2 protein-coding genes and 1 pseudogene are annotated in these 1,627 nt (G+C 62.6%); 1 reads left to right on the plus strand and 2 read right to left on the minus strand.

Annotated elements, in window-relative coordinates; genetic code table 11:
* Positions 1-327 (minus strand): FAS1-like dehydratase domain-containing protein (locus WAW17_RS03275; RefSeq protein ID WP_422331587.1); only part of this gene is annotated, 327 nt, incomplete at its 3' end.
* Between the two features lie 161 nt (positions 328-488).
* Here WAW17_RS03275 and WAW17_RS03280 point away from each other — a divergent pair.
* A pseudogene (locus WAW17_RS03280) lies at positions 489-683 on the plus strand (IS1380 family transposase); the annotation flags it as partial.
* Positions 684-1,238: 555 nt separating this feature from the next.
* Here WAW17_RS03280 and WAW17_RS03285 read toward each other — a convergent pair.
* Positions 1,239-1,553 (minus strand): 4-fold beta flower protein, encoded by a 315-nt coding sequence (locus tag WAW17_RS03285; RefSeq protein ID WP_422331588.1) that lies wholly within the window; start codon positions 1,551-1,553, stop codon positions 1,239-1,241.
* Between the last annotated feature and the right edge of the window lie 74 nt (positions 1,554-1,627).

Genomic DNA, 1,627 nt, shown 5'->3' on the forward strand with positions numbered 1-1,627 from the left:
TGTGGTGGTGAGCTCGTCTCCGGCGACGATGTGCCGGGTGAAGTCGAGCTTTTCGGTCGTGTGGACCGCGACGTGCCGGGTGCGGTCGAGTCCGGTATCAGGGTCGGTGGTCAGGTGGTGCACCGCACCGCCCTGGACCACGGTGGTGAAGGTTAGGGGAGCGACGACGTCGGCGTGGCCGGCTTCCCGCGCGGCGACGGGGTCGTGATGAATCGGGTTCGTGGCCGATACGGCACGGGCGAACTCGCGGACCTTTTCGCGGCCGACGTGGTACGGCTCTCCGGCCGTGAAGACTCGGCCTGGAAGCTCTGGATTCAGTAGAGACACGCCAGCCACCCTATTCGCGCTGTCCAGTTGGTGATCCGCCTGTCCGGCGCTGCGTCAGTCGGCCGTTCAGAACAGCTCCATCTGTTCCCGGGCGGCTTGTTCGTCGGTACGGCGCTCGTACGCGGACGCGAGTCGGCCTCATCCTCGGTGTACCAGTCGACGGCACCCTCGCCGGCAGCCGTCACGCCGTGGCCCGCGGGGCCACGCTGCGCCGGCACCTGGTCAACGTACCGGCCCGATTCGCCCGACCTGCGCGCAAACCCGTGCTCCACCTTCCAGCTCACTGGCCGCGACAAGTCAACTGGACAACTCTCTGGGACAACAACATCGACTACGAACCGCCACAAGCGGCCTGACCCCGACACCCCGGCCACCGGCCCCGACCCAGGAACACCGAACGTGGATAAGCTGACAACCCGGTCAGCAGATCAGCCACGCCCCGAACACCGTCGCCCATCGGCATCACCAGATAGATCGACCCGAAAATCACCGAGATTACCGATCCACGGATTGAGGCTTAGTCTGTTCGATGAAGTCGCTAAGCCGTTGTGTCAACGGCATCTGAATTTTGACCCCTTTTCGGCAGGCGGGTTCAAGGGCGAATTCGAGTAGTCCTCGCAACGCTGTCGGTTCATGGTGCCAGATTCTCGGCGAAAACCTGTGCCGGTGTTCGCCAGTCGAGGTTCTTGCGCGGTCGGTTGTTCAGACGCTCCTCCACTTCGCGCAGCACCTAACGGTTGTCGGAGAGCGTGATCATTGATGCACTACGGGCGCTCTAGTTGACATAAGATACATTATCGGCACTCAACTGTGACGGTATAACTTTCTGTGCCACAACATATTTGGTGCTACGTCTGTCCGATTGTCGGATCAGGAGCAGATTCGCAATTCCAGTGGTGCCGTCAACCCCGTCAACCCCGTCGACGACGACTCGGACGCCGACGGTGCATTTTTAACCCCGCGCCATGCGGTTCGACGTCGGGATTCCAGCAGACCAGGCCTCCGGAATGGTCGTAGCAGTTGGTGTCGTCCACAGGCCCACACCAGCGTCCCGTGGACGCCGACCAGGCGTGTCCGTCCACGATGTATGCCACCCGGTTCCACTGCGCGTCGTAAATGTGTCGGTCTCCAGCAGTGATGCAGCTCCTGGAATTATCTCTGCTGATCAGTGGGATCAGATCAGCGGCGCGGAGAGCTCCCCGGCCCGGATTGCTGATTGCCGGGATCGATAGTGAGGTCCTCGGTGTCGACGAAGACCAGGCGCCCGTCGTCGAGGGCGACGGCCCACCGGTGCACGGGC

Source organism: Rhodococcus sp. (in: high G+C Gram-positive bacteria) (assembly GCF_049286785.1).
Classification (GTDB): Bacteria; Actinomycetota; Actinomycetes; order Mycobacteriales; family Mycobacteriaceae; genus Rhodococcus_F.